This is a genomic window from Staphylococcus sp. HMSC06C11, from assembly GCF_001808345.1.
GTDB lineage: Bacteria > Bacillota > Bacilli > Staphylococcales > Staphylococcaceae > Staphylococcus > Staphylococcus capitis.
Window position 1 is genome coordinate 425,691 of sequence record NZ_KV793038.1, and the last position, 21,529, is coordinate 447,219.

Annotated in this window: 19 protein-coding genes; 6 read left to right on the plus strand and 13 right to left on the minus strand. The window is 32.6% G+C overall.

Annotated features, from left to right (window positions below):
• Nucleotides 1-231: 231 nt before the first annotated feature.
• Genes HMPREF3154_RS05445 through HMPREF3154_RS05455 form a run of 3 tightly spaced genes read right to left on the minus strand, consistent with a single transcriptional unit; the run spans nucleotide 232 to nucleotide 5,729 of the window.
• Entirely contained in the window at nucleotides 232-3,435 is a 3,204-nt protein-coding gene (locus HMPREF3154_RS05445; RefSeq protein WP_070474439.1) for a DNA polymerase III subunit alpha, read from the minus strand.
• Between the two features lie 19 nt (nucleotides 3,436-3,454).
• Entirely contained in the window at nucleotides 3,455-4,396 is a 942-nt protein-coding gene (locus tag HMPREF3154_RS05450; protein ID WP_023350115.1) for a DHH family phosphoesterase, read from the minus strand.
• Between the two features lie 34 nt (nucleotides 4,397-4,430).
• On the minus strand, nucleotides 4,431-5,729 hold the full coding sequence (locus HMPREF3154_RS05455) for a DRTGG domain-containing protein (protein WP_002453438.1): 1,299 nt from the start codon (nucleotides 5,727-5,729) through the stop codon (nucleotides 4,431-4,433).
• Between the two features lie 208 nt (nucleotides 5,730-5,937).
• Between HMPREF3154_RS05455 and HMPREF3154_RS05460 the strand changes: the two genes are divergently transcribed.
• Entirely contained in the window at nucleotides 5,938-6,351 is a 414-nt protein-coding gene (locus tag HMPREF3154_RS05460; RefSeq protein WP_002434753.1) for a universal stress protein, read from the plus strand.
• Between the two features lie 81 nt (nucleotides 6,352-6,432).
• Here HMPREF3154_RS05460 and HMPREF3154_RS05465 read toward each other — a convergent pair whose 3' ends face one another.
• Nucleotides 6,433-7,122, minus strand: a complete 690-nt coding sequence (locus tag HMPREF3154_RS05465) for a metal-dependent hydrolase (RefSeq protein WP_023350114.1) — start codon at nucleotides 7,120-7,122, stop codon at nucleotides 6,433-6,435.
• Nucleotides 7,123-7,292: 170 nt separating this feature from the next.
• Here HMPREF3154_RS05465 and HMPREF3154_RS05470 point away from each other — a divergent pair, with 170 nt between their 5' ends.
• Nucleotides 7,293-8,348, plus strand: coding sequence for a M24 family metallopeptidase (locus HMPREF3154_RS05470; protein WP_049326509.1), 1,056 nt, complete (start codon nucleotides 7,293-7,295; stop codon nucleotides 8,346-8,348).
• 56 nt (nucleotides 8,349-8,404) lie between these two features.
• On the opposite strand, the gene ald is transcribed toward HMPREF3154_RS05470, so the two are convergent.
• Nucleotides 8,405-9,523, minus strand: coding sequence for an alanine dehydrogenase (ald, locus tag HMPREF3154_RS05475; RefSeq protein WP_002469674.1), 1,119 nt, complete (start codon nucleotides 9,521-9,523; stop codon nucleotides 8,405-8,407).
• A gap of 142 nt (nucleotides 9,524-9,665) precedes the next feature.
• On the opposite strand from ald, the gene HMPREF3154_RS05480 reads away from it, so the two are divergent.
• A complete protein-coding gene (locus HMPREF3154_RS05480; protein WP_002434800.1) occupies nucleotides 9,666-10,166 on the plus strand; it encodes a universal stress protein in 501 nt (166 codons plus the stop codon).
• 166 nt (nucleotides 10,167-10,332) lie between these two features.
• Here the strand turns inward: HMPREF3154_RS05480 and HMPREF3154_RS05485 are convergent, their stop codons facing one another.
• The 7 genes from HMPREF3154_RS05485 to ezrA all read right to left on the minus strand — a co-directional run bounded on the left by HMPREF3154_RS05485 (nucleotide 10,333) and on the right by ezrA (nucleotide 18,493).
• Entirely contained in the window at nucleotides 10,333-11,577 is a 1,245-nt protein-coding gene (locus tag HMPREF3154_RS05485; protein ID WP_002434682.1) for an acetate kinase, read from the minus strand.
• A gap of 89 nt (nucleotides 11,578-11,666) precedes the next feature.
• Complete coding sequence (locus HMPREF3154_RS05490; RefSeq protein WP_002453444.1) at nucleotides 11,667-12,614, minus strand: class I SAM-dependent methyltransferase; 948 nt, start codon at nucleotides 12,612-12,614, stop codon at nucleotides 11,667-11,669.
• A 125-nt stretch (nucleotides 12,615-12,739) separates the two neighbouring features.
• On the minus strand, nucleotides 12,740-13,234 hold the full coding sequence (gene tpx, locus HMPREF3154_RS05495) for a thiol peroxidase (RefSeq protein ID WP_002434812.1): 495 nt from the start codon (nucleotides 13,232-13,234) through the stop codon (nucleotides 12,740-12,742).
• Nucleotides 13,235-13,426: 192 nt separating this feature from the next.
• Nucleotides 13,427-14,200, minus strand: coding sequence for a sulfite exporter TauE/SafE family protein (locus HMPREF3154_RS05500; protein WP_023350112.1), 774 nt, complete (start codon nucleotides 14,198-14,200; stop codon nucleotides 13,427-13,429).
• A gap of 53 nt (nucleotides 14,201-14,253) precedes the next feature.
• Nucleotides 14,254-15,477: a tRNA uracil 4-sulfurtransferase ThiI gene (thiI, locus tag HMPREF3154_RS05505; RefSeq protein ID WP_002453446.1), complete on the minus strand. Its 1,224-nt coding sequence runs from the start codon at nucleotides 15,475-15,477 to the stop codon at nucleotides 14,254-14,256.
• The gene (locus HMPREF3154_RS05510; RefSeq protein ID WP_023350111.1) at nucleotides 15,477-16,616 is read right to left on the minus strand and encodes a cysteine desulfurase family protein; all 1,140 of its coding nucleotides are present in this window, start codon (nucleotides 16,614-16,616) and stop codon (nucleotides 15,477-15,479) included. Before HMPREF3154_RS05510 ends, thiI begins: the two co-directional genes overlap by 1 nt.
• Before the next feature lie 182 nt (nucleotides 16,617-16,798).
• Entirely contained in the window at nucleotides 16,799-18,493 is a 1,695-nt protein-coding gene (gene ezrA, locus HMPREF3154_RS05515) for a septation ring formation regulator EzrA (RefSeq protein ID WP_002434719.1), read from the minus strand.
• A gap of 135 nt (nucleotides 18,494-18,628) precedes the next feature.
• Here ezrA and HMPREF3154_RS05520 point away from each other — a divergent pair, with 135 nt between their 5' ends.
• Both HMPREF3154_RS05520 and rpsD read left to right on the plus strand, forming a co-directional pair.
• Nucleotides 18,629-19,099 (plus strand): GAF domain-containing protein, encoded by a 471-nt coding sequence (locus HMPREF3154_RS05520; RefSeq protein ID WP_002434826.1) that lies wholly within the window; start codon nucleotides 18,629-18,631, stop codon nucleotides 19,097-19,099.
• A 220-nt stretch (nucleotides 19,100-19,319) separates the two neighbouring features.
• The gene (gene rpsD / locus HMPREF3154_RS05525; RefSeq protein WP_002434877.1) at nucleotides 19,320-19,922 is read left to right on the plus strand and encodes a 30S ribosomal protein S4; all 603 of its coding nucleotides are present in this window, start codon (nucleotides 19,320-19,322) and stop codon (nucleotides 19,920-19,922) included.
• Between the two features lie 239 nt (nucleotides 19,923-20,161).
• Here the strand turns inward: rpsD and HMPREF3154_RS05530 are convergent, their stop codons facing one another.
• Nucleotides 20,162-20,908, minus strand: coding sequence for a glycerophosphodiester phosphodiesterase (locus tag HMPREF3154_RS05530; RefSeq protein ID WP_023350110.1), 747 nt, complete (start codon nucleotides 20,906-20,908; stop codon nucleotides 20,162-20,164).
• A 77-nt stretch (nucleotides 20,909-20,985) separates the two neighbouring features.
• Here HMPREF3154_RS05530 and HMPREF3154_RS05535 point away from each other — a divergent pair, with 77 nt between their 5' ends.
• On the plus strand, nucleotides 20,986-21,426 hold the full coding sequence (locus HMPREF3154_RS05535; protein WP_023350109.1) for an SACOL1771 family peroxiredoxin: 441 nt from the start codon (nucleotides 20,986-20,988) through the stop codon (nucleotides 21,424-21,426).
• Nucleotides 21,427-21,529 lie beyond the last annotated feature (103 nt).

Consider the following 21,529-nt stretch of genomic DNA (forward strand, 5'->3'; position numbering starts at 1 on the left):
AAACCCAATATACTTCATTTTAAGAATAGTTAGAAACGCATCTCATATGTAAATGAATACGTTAATTTAAATAATTCTTCGTGATACTATTCTTATTTATTAAAATTATTTTTTCTTCCGATTATAAGTTAAACAGTGTATAACCAAAACAAAAAATAATTACAAAGAAAAACTGATGGTTATTATCTTAACCATCAGTTAACTATACCATAGTTTAAAAATTGATAAAAGTTATATAAACCTAATATCACTAGGTTTTACAGACTCGATAAGTTGATAAATTGTCTCATCATCTTTATTTATATATCCTAAGTGTTTTATATCATTATTTTGTTCATTAAACGAACTAATCTCTAAAATGTTATTTTTCTCAATTGGTGTGTCTACTATCATTTCTTGCAACTTATCTGAAATCAATTGCGTATCACGTAGAATCACTTTTTTAGATGCTTTAATCTTTTGATTTTTAAATTCATTCACTTCAATGATCTGATTTATAATAAGTTGTAATTGTTGATTTCTTTTTTCAAATTTACCGATGACTATATACATTTCTTCATTAGATATTGAAGTTTCATATTTCTTGAATTTATCAGGAAATATCACACCGTCCATTAACAACATTCCATCATTAAGGGTTACGAAGGCCATGTTCTGTCCATTCTTAGTTCTTATTTGTTTAATTGCATCAAATTGAACTAATATAGGTTGGTGATTTTGAGCATTACCTAATTTATAAATTCCTAAGTATTGCTTTTTATCAAATTCTTTCTCAACAGGATGTTTAGATATGTAGAAGCCTAAATACTCTTTTTCATAATCACTAAGCATTTTATCAGGTAACTCTTCTTTATCTTCATAAGCTTGTTTCGGAGTTAATATGTCGAAAAGCATATCATCCTGCTCGACATCGGAGGCTGTATCTAAAACTTGATCAATAGTTTGTAATAGAGTAGCTCTATTTTTACCAAAATGATCAAACGCACCAACTAAAATTAAAGCTTCTAATAGTTTTCTACTTTTAACCCTTTTAGGAATTCTTCGTGTAAAATCAAAAAAATCTTTAAACTTGCCATTATTATATCTTTCATCAACAATCGTTTTTACACTCTGGTAACCTACACCTTTTATAGCTCCTAGAGATAAATAAATACCTTTTGAAGTTGCTTTATAATACCAATGACTTTCATTAATATTAGGTGGTAAAATATTTATTTTTTGATGCTTCGCTTCATCTATAATGGCAGAAGTTTTCTTTTCACTACCTATAACATTACTTAGAATATTGGCATAGAAATAGTTTGGATAATACACTTTTAAATAACTCATAATGTAGGCTATTTTAGAATAGCTCACTGCGTGCGCTCTAGGGAAACCGTAATCAGCAAATTTAAGTATTAAGTCAAAAATTTGTTTACTTATTTGTTCATTGTATCCATTTTGTTTGGCGCCATTAACAAAGTGTTGACGTTCATTTTCTAATACTGCACGGTTCTTCTTACTCATAGCTCTTCGTAAGATATCCGCTTCACCATAACTAAAGTTAGCGAATTTACTTGCAATTTGCATTATTTGCTCTTGATAAATAATGACACCATACGTACTTTTTAAAATGGATTCTAAGTCATTATGCAAATATTCTACTTTTGAAGGGTCATGTCTACGAGTAATATATGTTGGTATCTCTTCCATAGGTCCTGGACGATATAAAGATGTTACGGCAACAATATCCTCAAAATGCTCTGGTTGAAGTCTTTTTAGCACACTTCTAACGCCTTCTGATTCTAGTTGGAAAATACCTGTAGTATCACCTTGAGATAAAAGTTTAAAAACATTTTTATCATCAAACGGAATCGCTTCGACATCTATATCAACATCTAAATCTTTCTTAACTTGATTAACTATTTGATGAATAATAGATAAGTTACGTAAACCTAAAAAATCGATTTTTAATAAACCAATACGTTCCGCTTCTGTCATAGTCCATTGTGTTAATAAACCTGTATCACCCAATGTAAGTGGCGCGTATTTATATAAAGGTTGATCGTTAATAATAATTCCTGCTGCATGTGTTGATGTATGTCTAGGTAAGCCTTCTAATTTTTTACTCATTTCAAACCATAGTTCATTTCGGTGGTTTCGGTGAACAAAAGACTTAAAGTCCTCTTCTTGATATGCTTTATCTAGAGTAATCCCCAACTTGTGAGGAATTAATTTAGATATCTCATTTAAAGTCGTTTCATCAAAGCCCATAATTCTTCCGACATCACGCCCAACTGCTCTAGCAAGTAAATGACCAAATGTAACAATACCAGAAACATGGAGTTCACCATATTTTTCTTGAACATATTGAATCACTTTTTCACGTCTTGTATCTTCAAAGTCAATATCTATATCAGGCATAGTTACCCTCTCTGGATTTAAAAATCTTTCAAAGAGTAGGTTAAATTTAATTGGATCGATAGTTGTTATTTCTAATAAATAACTGACTAATGAACCAGCTGAAGAACCACGACCAGGTCCAACCATTACGTCATGTGTTTTAGCGTAATGTATAAGGTCACTAACTATAAGGAAATAATCTTCAAATCCCATTTTAGTTATAATTTCATATTCATGCTTAAGTCGATTTAAATATTGTTCATTATTCAGATTCCATTCATTCAATTTACGAATTAATACTGACCATAGATAATCTTTTGAAACTTCTCCATCAGGTGTGACATATTGAGGCAGTAACGATTGATGATATACCAATTCAGCTTTACATAAGTCTACGATGTCTTCAGTATTTTGTTTTATTTTCTCATCGATTTCTAACTCTTCAAATTCCTTCTGATCAGGAAAATGCTCACCAAAATCTTTACTATCGTTAATAATATCTAATTTAGAATTATCTTTGATGGCTTGTAAAGCAGAAATGGTATCAGCGTCTTCTCTATTCAAATATCTTGCTGACTTAAGCCATACTTTTTTTCTATTAACAATATCATTACTCGTATGATTGATATAAACATGTATTTTATCATTAAATGCTTCAATAATTTGTTTGTGAGTATTATCAATATCTTTGAAGATAATAATTAGATTTTTATCGTAACGTTTTAGCCATTCTAAAGGTACTTCCTCTTTTTCTTTCATCTTAATTGCAGAAGAAAGTTGATATAGCGCTTTTAACCCTCCATTATTTTGAGCTAATACGACTGTTTCAACTGTATATAAACCATCAGTTAATTTTATCGTCATGCCAAAAATCGGATGAATATCTTTTGCTATACACGCATCATAAAACTTAGGAAAGCCATATAAAACATGGGTATCTGTAATAGCAAGCGCACGATAACCTTCATTTTTAGCTTTATTGACCACATCTTCAATTTTCAAACTTGCGTTCAATAAATCGTATGCAGTATGAATATTTAAATGCGCAACCATGTTTGTATACTCCTTCCAGTTATTTAATCTTTTGTTTTAATGCATTAGCTAGATTATCAAATTCAGTCCAACTATATACAGAGACACCTGACGCATTCGGATGTCCACCACCACCAAAATCATTTGCTACATCATTAATAATGATTTTACCCTTTGAACGAATTCGACATCTAATTTGGTCTCCTTCATCTACACCAAACATCCAAATTTTCAAACCTTGAATATCAGCTATAGTATTTACAAATTGAGATGCTTCATTAGGTTGAATATTATATTCCTCTAAAATATCGCGAGTTATTTTAACCTGACAATAACCCACATTGTCTAATTCGAAATTCTGTAAAATGTAACCTTGGAAAGGTAAAAGTTTAGGATCTTTCTCTGACATTTTATTTAGTTCTGCATTAGGGTCAAAAGGAAAGGCAATTAATTTACTAGCCACTTCCATTGTGTGCGGAGTGGTATTGTTAAATAAGAATCTTCCTGTATCTCCCACAATGCCCAAATATAATACACGTGCAGTTTTTTCGTCTATAATACGCTCATCGTTAAAATGTGTAATAAAATCATAGATAATTTCACTTGTCGAAGACGCCTCTGTACTCACATAATTAATGTCGCCATATTGGTCTATCGCTGGATGATGGTCTATCTTCAATACTTTTAAACCATTCTGATAACGTTGGTCGTCAATACGCGGAGAATTTGCAGTGTCACAAACGATCACCAATGCTTCTTTATAAACTTCATCTGAAATTTCATCAAAAGTACCTATAAATTCTAAAGATGGTTCATTTTCTCCGACTGCATAAATATGCTTATTTGGATATTTAGCCTCTAAATAATATTTAAGTCCTAATTGTGATCCATAAGCGTCAGGGTCTGGTCTAACATGACGATGGATGATGATCGTATCGTTTTGTTCAATTTCTTGCATCATATCATTCATAATATTCTTCATTTTAAATTACTCCCTTAAAATACTCATTTATTGCTCAAAAGCCTTCAAACATTTGACAAATTACTAATGCGTTTGCAACCTTTTCGTTATTATTAATCATTGTTACTTCTAACTTAGCAAAATTTCTACCAACATCTAGCATTTCATAATGGACATCGATGGATGATTCAATAGGTACAGTTTTGATATAAACTATATTTAAGTTTTCAATCATTACATTACCTTTTTTGTATTTTCTCATCTCATGTCTAATCGTTTCTTCGATAATGCCCACAAAAACTGCTTTACTTAATGTGCCATAATGATTTGTTACTAGAGGAGAAACATCAACATTAATTCCATTTGAATTAATCGTAATATGCTTAGCAATTTGATCATTAATTGTATCACCAATTTGCGGCTGTCTTCCTAAAAGTTGCATTGACTTCAATACATCCTGTCTATTAATTACACCAATAGCTTTTTTATTATTATTAGTTACAGGCAGTAATTCAATGCCTTCCCATATCATCATATGCGCACAACTAGCCACTGTATTGGTAAGCTTTACACTAAGAGGATTACGTGTCATTATTTTCCCTAACTCATCCTCTTCATTCATATTGATAATTTCTCTACTTGTAACTATTCCTACTAATTTAAAATCCTCATTCACTATAGGAAATCTAGTGTGCCCTGTATCATTTGCTAACTTTTTATAGTCATTAATTTTCATGTAATCAAATAATACTGATAACTCATTAATAGGTTTGACAATATCCTCTACGACAAGAATTTCTTTACGAATTTTTTGATTATACATTGCTCTATTAATAATATTAGCGACTAGAAATGTATCATAACTTGATGAAATAATGGGCAGTTCGTGCTCATTTGCATATTCAACGACTTCTTTAGAAGGCTGAAATCCACCAGTTATTAATATTGCAGTGTCTCGTTTTAAGGCTTCCATTTGAACATCTGCGCGGTTTCCGACTATAAGCAATGTGTGACTTCCAATATATTTTAAAATATCTTGAAGTTCCATTGCTCCTATCGCAAATTTGGATACAGTTTTCCCTAATCCCTTCTTACCACCTAAAATTTGACCTTCAACAATGTTAGCAATTTCATTAAATGTTAAATTGTCTATATTATCCCTATTACGTTTCTCAATTCTTACTGTACCTACACGATCAATTGTAGCAACAATGCCAAGTTGACCTGCATCTTTAATCGCTCTATATGCTGTACCTTCAGAAACATCTAAAACTTTTGCAATCTTTCTAACAGAAATTTTAGAACCTACAGATAGTGATTCAATGTAATTTAAAATTTGCTCGTGTTTAGTCATCAAGTTACCTCTTTATTTCTATTGAACAGTGATAGCATTATTATAACTTTTAACCTCAAAAAAATCATGGCACAACTTCACTTAAAGTAAATTGAAATTCAAAACGATATACATAATTACTTTTTTATTTAATTTTGAATAGAAAAATGAATTTAAATGGAAATTCCATTAAAACTCTATTAAAATAAAGTTGAGGAGGGATGTACTTATGTATAAACATATTTTACTTGGTGTAGACACTCAATTAAAAAATGAAAAAGCATTAAAAGAAGTGTCTCATTTAGCTGGTAAAGACACAGTTGTAACTATTCTAAATGCTATTAATGAACAAGATGCTCAAGCTTCTATCAAAGCAGGAGTTCACTTGGATGAACTAACTGAAGAAAGAAGCGAACGTTTAGAGAAAACAAGAAAAGCATTAGAGGACTACGGTATTGATTATGATCAAATCATTGTTAGAGGAAATCCTAAAGAAGAGTTATTGAAACATGCTAATAGTGGTAAATATGAAATTGTTGTTTTAAGTAACCGTAAAGCTGAAGATAAAAAGAAATTTGTACTCGGTAGCGTAAGTCATAAAGTAGCTAAACGAGCTACAATCCCTGTATTAATCGTTAAATAATTAATAGAAATTCCCGATTCTTCTTAAAAAGTTTAAGAATCGGGAATTTTTTATAAACATTAAATTATTCAAAATATCAAATTAAAATTCAACTGATTGACCTGGCTCTAGAATTTGAACTTCACCTACATTAACAGCATCCTTAAACTGATTTGGGTCCTGTTCGATTAATGGGAAAGTATTGTAGTGAATTGGTACACTGATTTGCGGTTTAATTAATTCATTTATCGCATAACTTGCGTCATCAATGCCCATTGTAAAATTATCTCCAATAGGTACGAAGCATACATCAACAGGATGTCTATCTGCAATTAATTTCATATCACTAAATAAGCCAGTATCTCCTGTGTGATAAATCGTTTTACCTTCAGCTTCGATAACAACTCCCATAGGCATACCTAAATATACTGGAATACCATCTTCATGTGTAAAACTAGAGCTGTGGAAAGCTTGAACAAATTTTACAGTACCAAAATCGAATTTAGCTTTACCACCGATATTCATACCATGTACATTTTCAACACCGTGATAAGTTGATAAGTAACCTTGTAATTCCGCAGAACCAATAACTACAGCGTGGTTTCTGTTCGCTAGTTCAACTACATCACCAAAATGATCTTCATGTCCATGAGTTAAAATAATGTAGTCTACATCTAAAGTTTGTTCATCTAAATCGCATTTGTCATTTCCAGAAATAAAAGGATCGACAATTACTTTTTTACCATTTCCTTCAAAATAGATTGTTGATTGACCATGAAATGAAAGTTTCATTTATATAGCCCTCCTCAAATTTTATCTGTAATCATTATACCCTAGCTACTCCCTCTTATAACACTGTATATCAAAATGACTACAAACATGTTTATCATGATTCGATTTTTGAAAACTAAGACTATTTAGAATAAAATTAAATTACATTAATACTATGGAGGCAAATTAAAATGACTAAAATAGATGAAATCATTAAAGTCTTACAACAACAAAATGCAGATGCAGCCTGGATTACGACGCCACTTAATATTTACTACTTCACTGGATACCGTAGTGAACCTCATGAACGTTTATTTGCCCTACTTATTCAAGCTGATGGGGAACCAGTACTATTTTGTCCAAAAATGGAAGTAGAAGAAGTAAAAGCTTCTCCATATGAGGGAAAAATTATTGGTTACCTAGATACTCAAAACCCCTTTGATTTATATCCTCAAACGTTTACTACATTACTGATTGAAAGTGAACATTTGACTGTTAAACGTCAACGTGAATTATCTCAAGCTTTCAATGTACAAGTTTATAGTGATATAGATCAATCTATTAAAGATTTAAGAAACATAAAATCCTATGAAGAAGTAACTAAAATTAAGAAAGCCGCTGAATTAGGTGATAAGTGTATAGAAATCGGCGTCGCTTATTTAAAAGAAGGTGTTGAAGAACGAGATGTCGTGAATCATATTGAAAATGAAATAAAAAAATATGGTGTTAACGAAATGAGTTTTGACACTATGGTACTATTCGGGGATCATGCTGCTTCTCCTCACGGAACACCTGGTAATAGAAAGTTAAAACAAAATGAGTATGTTTTATTTGATTTAGGTGTTGTTTACGAGCATTATTGTAGTGATATGACGAGAACGGTAAAATTTGGTAACCCTAGCGAAGATGCTCAAAATATTTATAAAACCGTATTGAAAGCTGAGCAATCTGCGATTGAGGCTATCAAACCTGGAGTAATGATTAAAAACATTGATAAAATTGCTCGAGATATTATTAGCGAAGCGGGATACGGCGACTATTTCCCTCATCGATTGGGCCACGGCTTAGGATTAGAAGAACACGAATATCAAGACGTTTCCAGTGCCAATGAGAACCCTTTAGAAGCGGGAATGGTGATAACTATAGAACCAGGCATTTACGTCCCTGATGTTGCAGGTGTTAGAATCGAAGACGATATACTAGTGACTGAAAACGGATATGAAATCCTTACAAAATATCAAAAATAATAATTTAAGCATTATAAAACTCGGCTAAGTTAGTACCTAGCCGAGTTTCTTTTTAATTATTGATTAAGCGCATCTTCAACAGAAGTATATTCTAAGTTAAACGCTTCAGCTACACCCTTATTCGTAACATGACCTTTGTAAGTATTTAATCCTAAGGATAACGCATGATTTGATTTAAACGCTTCACGATAACCTTTATTAGCTAAAGTTTGCGCAAAAGGTAATGTAGCATTATTTAAAGCTAATGTTGATGTACGTGGTACAGCGCCAGGCATATTAGCCACAGCATAGTGAACAACACCATGTTTTGTATAAGTAGGATCGTCATGTGTAGTAATTTTATCAGTTGTCTCGAAAATACCACCTTGGTCAATAGCGATATCTACTATCACTGATCCTGCTTTCATTTGCTTAATCATATCTTCAGTGACTAAGTTGGGAGCTTTAGCACCTGGAATAAGTACAGCACCAATAACTAAGTCACTATCTTTAACGAACATTTCAATATTTAGTGGATTGGACATAATTGTATGTACTCTTCCATTAAATAAGTCATCAAGTTCTTGTAAACGTTTTGGATTAACATCAAGCACAGTGACATCAGCGCCTAAGCCTAAAGCAATCTTAGCTGCGTTAGTACCGGCTTGACCTCCACCTATAATTGTTACTTTCCCTTTAGGTACACCTGGTACGCCACCGAGTAATATTCCCATGCCGCCGTTAACTTTTTGTAAGAACTCAGCTCCGATTTGAGTTGACATTCTTCCGGCAACTTCGCTCATAGGTGATAATAATGGTAATGATTTATCAGGTAATTGCACTGTTTCGTATGCAATACCAATAACTTTATTATCTACTAAAGCTTGAGTTAATTTCTCTTCATTAGCTAAATGTAAATAAGTGAAGAGAATTAACCCCTCTTTAAAGAATTGATATTCAGATTCTAATGGTTCTTTAACTTTGACTACCATATCTACATCCCATATTTTCGCCTGTTCAGATACGATCTCTGCTCCAGCTTCTTTGTAGTCAACGTCTTCAAAATATGAACCTAGTCCTGCGTTTGTTTCAACAAAGACTGTATGTCCTTGCTCTACAAGTGCATGTACGCCACTTGGTGATAAACTCACTCTGTTCTCGTTATTTTTTATCTCCTTTGGAATACCAATTTTCATTCCATCCACCTCCTCTTACATCCTAACGCGAAAGTATTGAAAGCGCAATCATAAAAAATACACAAATTTGTAATTATTGATAATTAAATATTCTGTCAATTATGTTAAAATAGAGTTAAGAAACATGAAGGGGGCACGAGCGATGATTACGTATAAAAATATTTTAATCGCAGTCGACGGTTCACACGAAGCAGAATGGGCTTTTAATAAAGCTGTAGGAGTTGCTAAACGTAACGATGCAAAATTAACAATTGTAAATGTAATCGATTCAAGAACATACTCTTCTTATGAAGTCTATGATGCTCAGTTCACTGAGAAATCTAAACATTTTTCTGAGGAGTTACTTAAAGGTTATAAAGAAGTAGCTTCAAATGCAGGAGTAAAAAATGTAGAAACACGTTTAGAATTTGGCTCACCTAAAGCGATTATCCCTAAAAAATTAGCACATGAAGTAGGTGCTGATTTAATCATGAGTGGTACTTCAGGTTTAAATGCTGTAGAACGTTTTATTGTAGGTTCAGTATCAGAAGCAATCGTACGCCACGCGCCATGTGATGTTTTAGTTGTACGTACAGAAGAAATTCCTGAAGATTTCCAACCACAAGTAGCTACGCCTAGATTACGTGAAAGATATCAAGATTAAATTTAATATTTAAAAGTAAGAATATATTCATTTAATAGCCTATCAACGTCATTATAAAAGTCGTTGATAGGCTTTCTTAATTTTATTTCTCTCTCTAGTTAAAAATTAAAAATCGCATAACCATTCATATGGTTATGCGATCACAAGTTATACTTTTACCTATTAATCAATTATTAGTTTCAGTGTTAACACTTTGTTCTTCAGATGATTCCTCTTTTAGCCCACCATATTTGATAACGTCACGAGAAATCATAACTTCCTCGTCAGTTGGTACAACTAATACTTTTACTGGGGAATGGGGATAGTTAATATACCCTTCATCTCCGTGAAGACTCTCATTTTTCTTCGGATCCCAATATACACCCATAAATTCAAGTCCCTCTAGAACTTTACCTCGAATAATATGAGAATTTTCTCCTATACCAGCTGTGAATACAATAACATCAACGCCATGCATTCTAGCCGCATAAGAGCCAATGTATTTATGAATCTTCGATGCAAATAAATCAAGTGCTACACGTGCACGATGACGTCCATGTTTAGCTTCTTCAGTTAAGTCTCGTAAATCACTTGACGTACCAGTTAAACCTAGTAAACCGGATTCTTTATTCAAAATATTTAATACTTCGTCTGCATTTTTACCAGTCTTTTCCATAATAAACGGAATCAACGCTGGGTCTAGATTACCTGAACGTGTACCCATTGTTACACCTGCTAATGGCGTGAAACCCATAGATGTATCAATTGATTCTCCGCCATCAATCGCAGCTATTGACGCACCATTACCAATGTGACAAGAAATAATTCTTAAATCTTCGATCGGTCTTCCTAAAATGTCTGCCGCTCTTCTAGATACATACTTATGACTTGTACCATGGAAGCCATATTTACGAATGCCATAATCTTCATAATAATGATAAGGTAAACTGTATAAATAAGCTTGTTCAGGCATTGTTTGGTGGAAAGATGTATCAAATACAGCTACATGAGGGATATTTGGTAATAACTTTTTAAAAGCTCTTATTCCCATTAGATTAGCTGGGTTATGCAGTGGAGCTAACTCACTTAACTCCTCAATTTGAGTCTCTACCTCATCCGTTACAACTACTGATTTTGGAAATTTCTCTCCCCCATGCACTACACGGTGACCTGTTCCTTCAATTTCATTGATATCTTCAATCATGTGATGTTCTTTAAAGCTTTCTAACATAATATTAACTGCTTCTTCATGATCATTTATATCTCTAACGTCAGTAAGCTTTTCCCCTTCAACTACAATCGTGAAAATAGAATCGCTTAAACCAATACGCTCGATGACGCCTTTGGTTACTAACTTTTCTTCCGGCATTCTGATTAACTGGAATTTCAAAGATGAACTACCAGCATTTACCGCCAAAATTAATTTTGACATAGGTCATTGTCCTCCATCATTTGTTTAGTTATATTTTTCACACAGTTCATTTTATCATTATTACAGTTTGAATACTATATTGTTACAGATTATTTTTTTGTATGATTTGTGTCCATCCATTGATTTAATTCACTAATAAACCCTTGAAATTGCTGTGGATTTTTAAAATCAGGAATATTAGCTAATAAGACTTCAACAGGTTTAGTCTCTTGAGGTTGTTTTTTCTGTAAAATAAGTATAGATTTTCGTGCTTTTTCATTTTTAAATAACGTTGTTGGTAGATTTAAAAATGCTTGCATTTCAGTATCTGTAGCAATAAATTTTTCTAACTGTTTCACTTTATCTCCAGTAAAAATGTTACTTGGAACGACTAAAAACGCATAACCTGCCCCTTTTAATGCATTTATAGCTTGTTCAATTAATAAATAATGAGAGTAACTGTGCCCCTCATCAAAGCCAAGTTTCATTTCTTTACTACGCTCATCTACTGGATAATAGCCAATTGGGAAGTCTCCAATTACCACATCTGCTTCTTCTAAAGGCAGTGGCATAATAGCATCTTGAGGGTATACATCAAATGGAATTTCTAAGAAGTTAGCTAAATGTACACTTACTCGAGATAACACTGGATCTACTTCAATGAGATGATGCATCGTTGTTTTATCCGAAAGTACCTCCTTAACAGAAGCACTTAGGTGTCCAGCACCACTAGCGATATCAACAACATGCATCTCCTCTTTATCTTGCATGAATCGTTCAACTAAGAAACCAAGTATTAAACCTATTGAATCAGGAGTAATTTGGTGGTTTGCTTGAATATTCTCTTCTTGCATTAAACTTAAATATGCAAATTGAAATGCTTTTCTTCTATCTTGAAGTGTAGCTTGTTCGAGTAAATCTCTTTTATTGGTATAAATTTCCTCCATAGCTAACCCTAAATTTTCAATGAAGCTTTGTCCATTCTCTTCATTTAAGGATTTAGCTTTTTCATCTAATGCATGGAATAAGCGTTCCATAATTGTATTTTCTTCAGTCATAAAAAACCCTCTCTAACCAAAAGTGCCCATTCATAATTTATAGAAATTAAACACTTTATCTAACTTTCAATTTCTTAAACAAGTATGGACACTTAGTTAATCACTGTCAATGATACGAATTCAACTTAAATGTTGCGATACGCTTCTAAAGCAGCATCAAAATCTGGGAAGTTAGTACCTTCACTAACAATTTCTTTATAAACAATTTTGTTACTTTCATCTAATACAAAAACTGAGCGTGCTAATAATCTTAATTCTTCCATAACTACCCCAAAGTTTTCACCGAAAGATAGGTCTCTGTGATCACTTAATGTAACAACATTTTCTAAACCATTAGACGCACACCATCTTTTCTGAGCGAATGGTAAATCAACAGAAATTGTTAATACTACACCATCTTCTTGAGATGCTTCTTCATTAAATTTACGTGTTTGTTGGTCACATACTCCTGTATCAATAGAAGGAACTACACTAATTAATTTCTTTTTCCCTTTATAATCTTCTAATGTTATTTGATTTAAACTATTGTCTAATACAGTAAAGTCGGGTGCAATGTCACCTTCTTTTACCTGTTGACCTGACAATGTAATAGGATCATTTTTAAAAGTAATTTCAGTCATTATGATGACCTCCTATATTTTAAGTATTTAATATTATCATACGACAAATTTTAGTAGTAATTCAATTTTTTAATGTAAACAATTTAATTTTCAAATGAGCATTAAACTCTTATAGGTATCATTAATTACATATACATCCAAAAAAACTGACATCTAGATTAAACGAATAATCTTAACGTCAGTTACTAAAGATTAGTGCATCAACTGCATTACATAATCATATATATTTTTTAATATAAGGACTGCAGTTACTAAAATAAATAAATTTTTAACGTATCCAACGCCCTTTTTCAAAGCAAAATGAGCACCAAAATAAGAACCTACAATCATACTTAATGCCATAATGAATCCATAAGTAAAATTGACCTGACCTAGCATGATAAAAAGTAATAACCCACCAATATTTGATGCAAAGTTCAGAACTTTTGCATTACCAGCTGCACTTAAAAAGTCAAACCCAAACATGAGTAAAGTAAATAACATGAATGAGCCCGTACCTCCACCTAAAAAGCCATCATAAAATCCTAAAATGATAAACATGATTGAAAAAATGAATGCCTTAATAAATGTAAATGAAGTGAAGCTTCTGACACTACCCCAATCTTTTTTTACAATAGTGTATACAATAACTATCGTTAAAACGACAATAATGAGTGGCTTTAATATATTCGCGGGTAAATAAGTTGCTAAGATTGCTCCTGCTCCTGATGCAATAAATATAAATGGGAAAAGCTTCCCGACTACTTTTAAATCTACTTTTCCAGAACGTATAAATTTAAAAGCACTTGTTAATGTACTAAATGAACTTGCAAATTTATTAGTTCCTAATGCAATTGAGGGTGGTAACCCTACTGCTAAAAGTGCAGGAGTAGAAATTAATCCACCGCCACCAACTACTGAATCAATAAACGAGGCGATAAACCCAAAAAACATAATAGTAACGATTACAGATAGATGCCAATCCACTTACTTCATTCTCCCCTTTATTATTAGATGGTTCGCTCGCCAATACTTAATTTTTAAAATAAATCTTCAATTAAAGCATCAGTTGATTGTTCTTTCTCACTTTTATAATTTTGATCGATAGTCATCGTTTCAATATTATCCACTGCTGTTTGAACCATATCATCAAAATTGAATACCCCTTCATATTTCTCAACTTTATCAAAGTCAGGTTCGGTTACAGGATTTTTAGGTGTAAAGATTGTACAGCAATCTTCAAATGGCTGGATAGATGTTTCATAAGTACCAATATCTCGAGCCTTTTTAATAATGTCTTCTTTATCGAGTGTTAATAATGGCCTTAAAACTGGTGTGGAAGTTACATGATTAATGGCATACATACTTTTTAGTGTTTGACTGGCAACTTGACCTAAATTTTCCCCATTAACGATGGCATTTGCACCAATTTTATGAACTAACGCATCGGAAACACGCATCATCATGCGTCGTGTTGAAGTCATTGTATATCGAGGGTGAACAACCTTATTAATTTGTTTCTGTAGTTCAGTAAAAGGAACAATGTGTAATTTAATAGGTCCTACACGCTCTGATAAAATACGTGTGAGTTCAATCACTTTATCTTTAGCTTTCTCACTTGTAAATGGTGGACTATGAAAGTGAATTGCCTCAATTGTAACCCCACGTTTCATTACTTCCATACCTGCCACCGGTGAATCGATACCGCCACTTAACATTAGTAACGTCTTGCCACCAGTTCCTACAGGTAAGCCTCCTGAACCTTGAATAATTTTTTCGAAGATATACACCGCATCCAAACGTATTTCAACTCTCACTTCATGGTCAGGTTGTTTAACATTAACCGAAACACCCTCAACATTCTTGAGTATCGCGCCACCAACTTCACGTTGTAAAGCATAGGTATCTAAATGAAAGGATTTATCTACACGTTTTACATCTATTTTAAAAGTAGAGCCTTCATCAAAATCACGAGCTAGCTGAATCGCTGCTTCATATATTGCTTCTTCTGTTTTATCGGTCTTAATCACAGGACTTATGGATTTAATTCCATAAACTTTAGTTAAACGATGAATAATTTCATTCATATCCGCATCTTGATCCATATCGACATACATGCGATCTCGTTTACCTTTTACATGGTACCCTTGTAAGGGAATTAACGCGCGTTTTACGTTATCCTTTAATTGATTAACGAACATTTTACGATTTGTACCTTTTAACGTCAATTCACCATATCTTACGAGCAAATGATCGTAGTGCATTATTTTAACAACTCCTTAACTTCTTCATATACTTGTTCAAATACTTCTTTAAATCTTTGAATATCCTCTTCAGTTGTATGAACTCCCATAGATATTCTTATACTAGCTTCTATTCTTGCATCAGGAACTCCCATTGCTAATAGCACTTCGTTAAGTTTCCCACGTTTAGATGAGCAAGCACTTGTTGTTGATATCATTACACCATGTTTTGAAAAAGCATTAACAAGCACTTCACCTTTAACACCTGGAAAGCTAACATTAATAATTTGGGGTGCACTATCCTTAGGGGAATTAATGTAAACGCCTCTAAATTCTTCTAAAAATGTTCTAACTGACTGATTCATTTTAATTAATTTACGACTGGCTTCATCTAAACGACCCATGGTAAGTTTGATTGATTTCACCATTGAAACAGCCATTGGCAAATTAACAGTGCCACTTCTCAAACCATACTCTTGACCGCCACCATGCACAACTGGCTCAATAGTTTGTATATTTTTAATAATTAAAAGTCCTTGCCCTTTTAAACCATTAAATTTATGTCCGCTTAAACTCAAGCTATCAACACCATTTAAATTCATAGACACTTTCCCAAGTGCTTGTACAGCATCTACATGTAAGTGTGCTCGTGGATAGTCTTTTAAGATATTAACAATATCTTGAATTGGTTGAATTTGGCCCATAATATTATTCACGTACATACATGTGACCAACCCAACTTTATCTGACATTAAAGATTTTAAATGTTCAGTATCAATTTTACCATCACTCTTAACATCAACATATTTAAGTTTAAAACCTTGTTTCTCCTCTAAATATCTCATCACTTCTAATACAGAGGGATGTTCTAAGACAGAGGTAATAATTTCATTAGCTGTTTCCCTTTTTCTATAAGCGATTCCTTTAAGAGCCATATTGTTAGATTCTGTAGCACCACTTGTAAATACGATATGGTACAGGTGATTTAAATTTAAAACACTGTCTATTTCTTCTTTAGCTTGCTTCAGTACTTGTTCAGCTTGTAAGCCAGCTTGATGAGGGCTATTAGGATTGAAGTACAATGATTGATTCACTTTAACGAAGGAATCAATAACATCTTGATCAGCTTTTGTAGTGGCTGCATTGTCTAAATAAATCACTGATAACACTTCTCTTTCACTTTAATAAATTCTTTAATCGGAAAATGATTACCCCGAACGCTAATCATTTTATAAATTTGGATACTCAAGCATTATACTATTTTCTAGCAAAATTAAAAGAGAGCAAGACAGAAATGATTCACTAAGAATAAAAATTCTGTCTTGCTCTTATAAAATATGACCTATTCTTTAATAACTTGTTCTTCAATATGTTTAGTAATTCCAGGTTCTACACTTTCAAGTGCTTGTTCTGAAATTTCGATAGAACGTTTGTAGCGATTATTTTTGAATAAACGCTCCGCTTCGTTAAGACTCTTATCAACACTATTATGATCTTTACGATATCTATTACCATATTGAATTAATTTTTCAGCGTATACTGCATTGACTAATACATCATTCGCTTCATCTTCAAACGTATTCATTTGAATAACGATTTTAGCAACTTTATCTTTTAGCTGTTTAACATGTATTGGGCGTTCACTAAATTGATTATTAACTTCACGCACTTCATTATCAATTTCATTTTTCATAATGATGAAACGTTCAGGAACACTTGTTAAGTTTGAAGCTAATAAACGTCTATATACTTCTTCTTTCTTAGATTGAACTCTTAATAAATTGTCTTCTGCTTCTGCTTCATCTTCACGCAATTTAATAAGATGATTTTGAAGTTTATCTTGTTTCTCATTGATAACTGAAACGTGATCTTCAAGATATTGTAAATTATCTTGAACTTCACTATATCTAACTGCCGACTTAGACATTTCTTTTAAGATGTCATCATAAACCGCAATGAGATTTTGAATTTCATTTTCAAATTGACGGACACTTTGTGCATCAGATTCATTAATATAATAATTTTCACGCACATATTCGATTTCAGTTTGAAGTGTATAGTTCATGTCTTTAGCTTTGAATAAATCGTCTGTAATGACATCTTTCGTTTCTTCGACTTCATTTTTAGCTTTTACTTCATGCTCTATTAGATCATACATCTCATCTAACTTATCATTAATACTTTCAAGCTTATCATTAGCTTGATCTAATTCTAGCCGACTTATCATAGGTTCTACAAAACTTAATTCGGTTTTTAAACTTTGTAAGTTTCCATCAACTTTAACATGATCTAAATCGTATCCTTCAACTTTCAAGTCTCTACAACCATATTTTAAATCTTGGAATTGACCTGGTAATTCTTTTTGAGTTTCGCGAATTAAATCAGGTATCTCTTCCATATAAGCTTTAAGACTATTCATCTCTTCGTGTAGAGCAGCTATATGATTATGAGCTTGAACATAATTCCCTTCTGATTTAAGTGTTTCATACTCATTTAATTTCGGTTCAAATTTCTCAATTTCTTTCTCTAAAGGCTGAGCAGCTTCTCCAAATTGATGACGATTAGCCAATACATCACGTTTCATTTCACGATGATCGACCTTACATTTATCGTATAATGCTTCGTTGTCTTTATGTAAAGCTAAAACTTCATCTACTTGAGATACTTGTTGATTATAATTGTTTTCATATTGATCCATAAGTTCATGCGCATCATCAATTTCAGTTTGCGCTGCAGAAAACTTAAATTTATCAAGGTATTCCTCAGCATTATGAATTTTTTCTTCAACGGGAGCTAAGTATTTATTTGTACTTTCTGTGTTGTCTTTTTTCATTGCATCATACTTAGTCTTAGTTTCACCTTTTAAGTTTAAATTTTGTAATTTTTTCAAGTTGTCATCAAAAGGTAGTTTTTCAATTTCATTTTTACGCTCTTCAGCTTTTTCAATTGAATTTCTCTTATTCGAGCGCATGTAGAACATTACGCCTATCGCAATTAATATAATTACGAGTATTGCTAATATGATAAATAACACCATATACTTCTCCTCCTATTTTATCATCTTTCATTATAACGTAAATTCTCTTTTCATTAAAATAGAAAATGTATTAATTGCTAGATTATTTTCAAAACTTTATACTTATTAAAAACTTTCGTATGAAGGGGTACAGTTATGACTAACGTAAAAGAAACAAATTATTTGATGCTTACCAAGCAATTAAAGAGTTTAATCGAGGATGAACATCATTTAATTGCAATTTTAAGCAACACTTCTGCCCTAATCAATGATCATTTAGATCAAGTTAATTGGGTCGGATTCTATTTAATAGAAGATAATGAACTTATCTTAGGTCCATTTCAAGGTCATCCGGCTTGTGTGCATATCGAAATAGGTAAAGGTGTATGTGGTACTGCTGTTTCTGAAGATGCTACACAACGTGTAAGTGATGTTCACCAATTCCCTGGGCATATCGCATGTGATGCGAATAGTAAATCAGAAATAGTAATACCTATTCATGTTAATGATAAAATTATTGGCGTCCTAGACATTGATGCACCGATAAAAGATAGATTTACTTGGGATGATCAAGAAGGCTTAGAGCAAGTCGTTCAAATTCTAGAAAAACAATTAAATCAATCATAAATAAGTGTTGACAGTTCTCAATAAACTGGTACAATGAAATTTGTGTGAATTAACGAAAATAGCAGTTGTATATTATCAAGCTCTATGTTGTTCCCGACGCGGACGTGTCACGTAACTGACGCTATAAGGTGAAGACACATAAAACAATATATCTCGATAAGCATATAACACTCTTTTTTGTTTTTTCATAACAACAAAAAAGAAAAAGGAGGAGTCTCACATGGCTCGATTCAGAGGTTCAAACTGGAAAAAATCTCGTCGTTTAGGTATCTCTTTAAGCGGTACTGGTAAAGAATTAGAAAAACGCCCTTACGCACCAGGACAACATGGTCCTAACCAACGTAAAAAATTATCAGAATATGGTTTACAATTACGTGAAAAACAAAAATTACGTTACTTATATGGAATGACTGAAAGACAATTCCGTAACACATTCGAAATTGCTGGTAAGCAATATGGTGTACACGGTGAAAACTTCATGATTTTACTTGCTAGTCGTTTAGACGCAGTAGTTTACTCATTAGGTTTAGCTCGTACACGTCGTCAAGCACGTCAATTAGTTAACCATGGTCACATTGAAGTAGATGGTGGACGCGTAGACATCCCATCTTATTCACTAAAACCTGGTCAAGTGATTACAGTACGTGAGAAATCACAAAACTTAAACATCATTAAAGAGTCTGTTGAAATCAACAACTTCGTACCAGAATATTTAGACTTCGATGCTGACAGCTTAAAAGGTACTTTCGTTCGCTTCCCAGAACGTAGCGAGTTACCAGCTGAAATCAATGAACAATTAATCGTTGAGTACTACTCAAGATAATCGATTTCTTCAAATTTTACCCCAATTCCTTTCCGGAATTGGGGTTTTTTTAATGCCACTTCCTCATCAATGACGGTTAGTGGCATTTATGCATAAGCTTTAGCTTAGGCGTTCCTTTCTTTAACCAGTTATGAAATTACTGGTTCTTAGTGCATGAGCTTTAGCTCATGTATTCCTTTATAATTTTGAGGTTAGTGGCATTTATGCATAAGCTTTAGCTTAGGCGTTCATTGTTCGCCCTACAACTTAAACATTTCTTCAGGTATGTCTGAAATAATTCCATCTACTCCATAATGTAAAAGTTTCTTAGCCGCCTTAGGTTTATTAACTGTGTAAGGTAATACTTTTAACATTTCTTCATGGGCATGTTTCATAAATCTTTTAGTAACTAACTTATAATTTGGATTCGCATAATCTGCAATCTCCGCAATTTCTTTAAAGTCTGGTAATTTATACCAATATTTCTTTTTACTCAATAATACGCCTAATTCGTATTCTAAATTCATATTTGCTAACTTCTTAACACAATCAAAATCAAATGATTGCAATATCACTTTGTGAGAAGGCATATCTTTTTCTTTTAACTTATCTACAATCATCTCTTCAATACCTGGATATTGAGATGGTGTCTTGATTTCTATAAGTAGCTTTTTTGAAAAATTATTAACTAAATCAAGCACCTCATCAAATGTAGGTATACGTTCACCTTTGAACGCATCACCTCTTTTTACACCAAAATCAAATTCTCTTAACTCTTCTAAAGTATAGTCTTTGACTTTACCTTTCCCATTAGATGTACGATCAATAGTATCATCATGAATAATAACAAGTTGTTTATCCTTAGTATAATGTACATCAATTTCTAACATATCTATATGAAGCATAAGTGCATGTTTATATGCAATAAGTGTATTTTCAGGATAATCTTCAGGCAAACCTCTATGTGCTACGATTTGAAAAGTTTGATTTGGACGTGCAATTTTCATGAAAGTCACCTTTCTTTTAATCTTTTTTAAATTACTCTAAACTTAAATTACCACAATGACACAGGAGGTCAATCTAAATGGTAAAGCATGATTTCAAAGTAGTTACTCAGTGGAAAGGTGGACGGAATGAGATAGGCACTGTTCAAGGAGATTTGATTAACGAACAGATTTCAATCCCCTATTCTTTAGGTGGTCAAGGCATAGGTACAAATCCTGATGAAATGTTAGTATCAGCAGCTTCCTCATGCTATATTATTTCACTCGCTGCAACTTTAGAAAGAGCTGGATATAAAGATATACGCATTAATCAACAATCTGTTGGCACTGCCTCCTTTGAAAATGGAAAATTCAAAATGGAGTGTATTACACACTATCCTAAAATTAATGTCGACAACAATCATAAAGATAATCTAAAGAAGAGACTACTAAAACTCTTAAAAATTGCGGATAATAATTGTATGATTTCAAATGCTATAAAAAATAATGTTGAAGTGCGTATTGAACCAACTTTAGTTTAAATTGCAAAAGCTATCACAAATTGGAAACATGTAAACGTTTTATAAGTGTGATAGCTCGATATTTAGGGTTTTAAATATTCAGAATATTTGCTAAAATAGAAAA

Coding starts and splice junctions, on each gene's coding strand:
- HMPREF3154_RS05445 (WP_070474439.1), bottom strand. CDS start 3,435: ATGGTTGCGCATTTAAATATTCATACTGCATACGATTTATTGAACGCA.
- HMPREF3154_RS05450 (WP_023350115.1), bottom strand. CDS start 4,396: ATGAAGAATATTATGAATGATATGATGCAAGAAATTGAACAAAACGAT.
- HMPREF3154_RS05455 (WP_002453438.1), bottom strand. CDS start 5,729: ATGACTAAACACGAGCAAATTTTAAATTACATTGAATCACTATCTGTA.
- HMPREF3154_RS05460 (WP_002434753.1), top strand. CDS start 5,938: ATGTATAAACATATTTTACTTGGTGTAGACACTCAATTAAAAAATGAA.
- HMPREF3154_RS05465 (WP_023350114.1), bottom strand. CDS start 7,122: ATGAAACTTTCATTTCATGGTCAATCAACAATCTATTTTGAAGGAAAT.
- HMPREF3154_RS05470 (WP_049326509.1), top strand. CDS start 7,293: ATGACTAAAATAGATGAAATCATTAAAGTCTTACAACAACAAAATGCA.
- ald (WP_002469674.1), bottom strand. CDS start 9,523: ATGAAAATTGGTATTCCAAAGGAGATAAAAAATAACGAGAACAGAGTG.
- HMPREF3154_RS05480 (WP_002434800.1), top strand. CDS start 9,666: ATGATTACGTATAAAAATATTTTAATCGCAGTCGACGGTTCACACGAA.
- HMPREF3154_RS05485 (WP_002434682.1), bottom strand. CDS start 11,577: ATGTCAAAATTAATTTTGGCGGTAAATGCTGGTAGTTCATCTTTGAAA.
- HMPREF3154_RS05490 (WP_002453444.1), bottom strand. CDS start 12,614: ATGACTGAAGAAAATACAATTATGGAACGCTTATTCCATGCATTAGAT.
- tpx (WP_002434812.1), bottom strand. CDS start 13,234: ATGACTGAAATTACTTTTAAAAATGATCCTATTACATTGTCAGGTCAA.
- thiI (WP_002453446.1), bottom strand. CDS start 15,477: ATGCACTACGATCATTTGCTCGTAAGATATGGTGAATTGACGTTAAAA.
- ezrA (WP_002434719.1), bottom strand. CDS start 18,493: ATGGTGTTATTTATCATATTAGCAATACTCGTAATTATATTAATTGCG.
- HMPREF3154_RS05520 (WP_002434826.1), top strand. CDS start 18,629: ATGACTAACGTAAAAGAAACAAATTATTTGATGCTTACCAAGCAATTA.
- rpsD (WP_002434877.1), top strand. CDS start 19,320: ATGGCTCGATTCAGAGGTTCAAACTGGAAAAAATCTCGTCGTTTAGGT.
- HMPREF3154_RS05530 (WP_023350110.1), bottom strand. CDS start 20,908: ATGAAAATTGCACGTCCAAATCAAACTTTTCAAATCGTAGCACATAGA.
- HMPREF3154_RS05535 (WP_023350109.1), top strand. CDS start 20,986: ATGGTAAAGCATGATTTCAAAGTAGTTACTCAGTGGAAAGGTGGACGG.